Below are 3,604 nucleotides of genomic sequence, written 5' to 3' on the forward strand. Positions count from 1 at the left end.
CGGAGTTTGCCGCAGCACGCCCGGAGCTGGCGCGGCAGATCGGCTCGATCCTCGCCGGTCTGCACGGCATCGACAGCGCCGCGCTGCCGCCGCTGCGGACGATCAGCTCGACCGAGGAGATCGGCCTGTTGCGCGCCGACTATCGCTCGTACGAGTGGCCGCGGCCGGTGTTCGAACTGGCGCTGCGCTGGCTCGCCGATCACGATCCCGGCGTGTCGAAAGCGATCACCTTGGTGCATGGCGATTTTCGCCACGGCAATCTGATCATCGGTCCGGACGGCGTGCGCGCGGTGCTGGATTGGGAGCTGGCGCATCGCGGTGATCCGATGGAAGATCTCGGTTGGATCTGCGTGAATTCCTGGCGGTTCGGCGAGATCGACAAGCCGGTCGGCGGGCTCGGCTCGCGCGAGGAGATGTTCGCCGGCTACGAAGCCGCGGGCGGCCATGTCGACGAGGCGCGGGTCAAGTTCTGGGAAGTGATGGGCACGCTGCGCTGGGGCATCATGTGCTGCGGCATGATGCGTCGGTTCAGGGAAGACCCCGATCATTCGATGGAACGCGCGATGATCGGTCGTCGCTCGTCCGAAACCGAGATCGATCTGCTGCGGCTGCTGGCGCCGCGCAACTAATCATTCAGCGAGGCAGCGATGCAGGACGAACCGAGGCCGGACGAACTGATCAAGGCGGTGGCGGACTTTCTGCGCGAGCAGATCGTTCCGCAGATTTCGGGCCATGCCGCATTCAAGCTGCGGGTCGGCATCAATGCGCTCGATCTGGTGACGCGGCAACTGGCGCTATCGGACGAAAGCGATGCCGAAGAACATGCCAGCCTGCGCGCGCTGCTCGGCCACGACGGCTCGCTGTTCAACCTCAACGCCGAGCTCGCCGACCGTATCGCCGCCGGCGCGGTCGACCTGTCGACGCCCGGCGTCAAGGACCATCTGTGGCGTACCACGCTGGCCAAGCTGGCCGTCGATCAGCCGAACTATGCGAGCTATCGGCGGGAGCTGGAACAGAAGTAGCGGATGACGTGGCGCAATGGCTTCGGCGTTGCCCGGGCGACGTCCCATCGTTCGTCATTCCGGGGCGCGCGCAGCGCGAGCCCGGAATCTATAACCCCTGTGCCATCGTCTTACTAACGGCGTCGATCTCTCGCCGCGCCAGTGCCACTAATGCTGCGGCGTAGGGATTCCAGGTTCGCGAGTTACGCTCACGCCCCGGAATGACGAACGAGAGCTGATCCTTCGTCATTGCGAGCGAAGCGAAGCAATCCAGCGTCGCGCAAGGGGCTGGATTGCTTCGTCGCTGCGCTCCTCGCAATGACGAAAGAGGTTGCGCGGCGAACGAACTACTTGCCCTGCCAGTTCGGCGCGCGCTTTTCCGAGAACGCCTTCGGGCCTTCGATATAGTCCTGCGACGCCACCATCGCCTTGACTGCCGGGTAGTCGCGCTGTTCGGCGATCGCTTGGGGCAGCGAGACGTCGAGGCCGCGCATCAGGGTTTGCTTCGAGGCGCGGATCGACATCGGCGAGTTCTTGCAGATCGTCTCGGCCCAGCGCTCGGCGGCGGCGAGGGCTTCGCCCTGCGGCACCACTTCGTTGACGAAACCGAGTTCCAGTCCTTCGCGGGCGGGGACGTGACGGGCGGTGAGGATCATGCCCATCGCGCGCTTGAGCCCGATCTGGCGGGGGAGGCGGTGCAGGCCCCCGGCAAGCGCCGCGAGCCCGACGCGCGGCTCAGGCAGCGCGAAAGTGGCGTTCTCCGCCGCGATGATCAGATCGCAGGCGAGCGCGATCTCGAAGCCGCCGCCCATCGCCACGCCATTGACCGCGGCGATGATCGGCTTGTCGCAATCGAACCGCGAGGTCAGTCCGCCGAAGCCGCTCTCGCCCCAGCCGCGCTTGCCGCCGCTGGCCTGCCACTTCAGATCGTTGCCGGCGCAGAACGCCTTGTCGCCGGCGCCGGTGACGATCGCCACCCACTGTTCGGGATCGGCGGCGAACTCGTTGAACACGCCTTCGAGTTCGTAGTGCGCATCGGTATGCAGCGCGTTGTAAACTTCCGGCCGCGACAGCGTGACGATGGTAATCGGGCCCTTGCGGGTAACGGTGGAGAATTGCAGCGCCATCGGCGTTTCCTTTTTTCGTTGGACAGAATTGGTGCGGCTGAAGCGCGCTTGACTTGTCGTGTGCGGCGCATGTTAATCGGTCGCTTAACAAGATCAACAACAACACGAAGACTGTGGGAGCACGCCTTGGATTTTTCTCTGCCGCCCGATCTGGTCGCCTATCTCGCTGAGCTCGATCGCTTCATCGAGTCCAAGATCAAGCCGCTGGAGCAGGCGGACGACAACATCCGCTTCTTCGATCATCGCCGCGAATGGGCGCGCACGGACTTCGAACATGGCGGGCTGCCGCGTCACGAATGGGAAGAGCTGCTGCGCAAGGCGAAGAACCTCGCCGACGACGCCGGTCATCTTCGCTTTGCGATTCCGAAGCGCTACGGCGGTCAGGACGGCACCAACCTCTGGATGGCGGTGATCCGCGAACACTTTGCCGCCAAGGGGCTCGGCCTGCACAACGATCTACAGAACGAGCATTCGATCGTCGGCAATTTCCCGATCGTCAAGATGCTGGATTTGTACGGTACGCCGGACCAGAAGGCGATGATCGACGGCTCGATTACCGGCAAGTATCGCATCACTTTCGGTCTCACCGAGCCAGATCATGGCTCCGACGCGACGCACATGGAGACGCGCGCCGAAGAGGCGGTGCGCGACGGCAAGAAAGGCTGGGTGATCAACGGCGAGAAGATGTGGACGACCGGCATGCACGTCGCCACGCATTGCGCACTGTTCGCCCGCACCGCCGGCAAGGACGGCGACGCGCGCGGCATTACCTGCTTCCTGGTTCCGGCCGATGCGCCCGGCGTGAAGGTCGAAGAGTATCTTTGGACCTTTAACATGCCGACCGACCATCCGCGGGTGTCGTTCAAGGATGTGTTCGTCACCGAGGATGCGGTGTTCGGCGAGGTCGGCCGCGGCCTGTCGCTAGCGCAGTGCTTCGTGCACGAGAACCGCATCCGCCAGGCGGCCTCGTCGCTCGGCGCGGCGGTGTTCTGCATCAACGAGAGCGTCAAATACGCGCGTGAACGCAAGCCGTTCGGCGAGGAGCTGGCGCGCAACCAGGCGATTCAATTTCCGCTGGTCGAACTGGCCACCCAGGCCGAGATGCTGCGCCTCTTGATCCGCAAGACCGCGTGGGAGATGGATCAGATGACCCAGGCCCAGGTCGAGCACACCCTGTCCGACAAGGTGTCGATGTGTAACTATTGGGCGAACCGGCTGTGCGGCCAGGCGGCCGATCGCGCCATTCAGGTCCACGGCGGCATCGGCTATTCGCGCCACAAACAGTTCGAGCACATCTACCGCCACCACCGCCGCTATCGCATCACCGAAGGCAGCGAAGAAATCCAGATGCGGAAAGTGGCGGGCTTCCTGTTCGGCTACATGGGCGCGAACAAGCGGTGAGTGCAGCCCACTTCTTCTCGCCGGTCATTCCGGGGCACGCGCGAAGCGCGTGAACCCGGAATCCCGAGCTGTTCA

4 protein-coding genes are annotated in these 3,604 nt (G+C 64.2%); 3 read left to right on the forward strand and 1 reads right to left on the reverse strand.

All coding sequences use genetic code 11. The annotated features are described in order from the left end of the window. Together DYI24_RS23205 and DYI24_RS23210 are read left to right on the forward strand one after the other, a co-directional pair. Positions 1-629: phosphotransferase family protein (locus DYI24_RS23205; protein ID WP_164574010.1), on the forward strand; the 629-nt coding region annotated here is incomplete at its 5' end. Between the two features lie 18 nt (positions 630-647). Further along, positions 648-1,022, forward strand: a complete 375-nt coding sequence (locus DYI24_RS23210; RefSeq protein WP_107354927.1) for a DUF6285 domain-containing protein — start codon at positions 648-650, stop codon at positions 1,020-1,022. Between the two features lie 326 nt (positions 1,023-1,348). Here the strand turns inward: DYI24_RS23210 and DYI24_RS23215 are convergent, their stop codons facing one another. Then, a complete protein-coding gene (locus tag DYI24_RS23215; RefSeq protein ID WP_107354928.1) occupies positions 1,349-2,128 on the reverse strand; it encodes an enoyl-CoA hydratase-related protein in 780 nt (259 codons plus the stop codon). Between the two features lie 126 nt (positions 2,129-2,254). Between DYI24_RS23215 and DYI24_RS23220 the strand changes: the two genes are divergently transcribed. Then, positions 2,255-3,529, forward strand: coding sequence for an acyl-CoA dehydrogenase family protein (locus DYI24_RS23220; RefSeq protein ID WP_164574011.1), 1,275 nt, complete (start codon positions 2,255-2,257; stop codon positions 3,527-3,529). Positions 3,530-3,604 lie beyond the last annotated feature (75 nt).

The organism is Rhodopseudomonas sp. BR0C11, from assembly GCF_010820945.1.
GTDB classification, from domain to species: domain Bacteria; phylum Pseudomonadota; class Alphaproteobacteria; order Rhizobiales; family Xanthobacteraceae; genus Rhodopseudomonas; species Rhodopseudomonas palustris_H.

Bases quoted from the DNA above. Each gene is read 5' to 3' on its own strand.
- DYI24_RS23210 (WP_107354927.1), top strand. From the start codon at position 648: ATGCAGGACGAACCGAGGCCGGACGAACTGATCAAGGCGGTGGCGGAC.
- DYI24_RS23215 (WP_107354928.1), bottom strand. From the start codon at position 2,128: ATGGCGCTGCAATTCTCCACCGTTACCCGCAAGGGCCCGATTACCATC.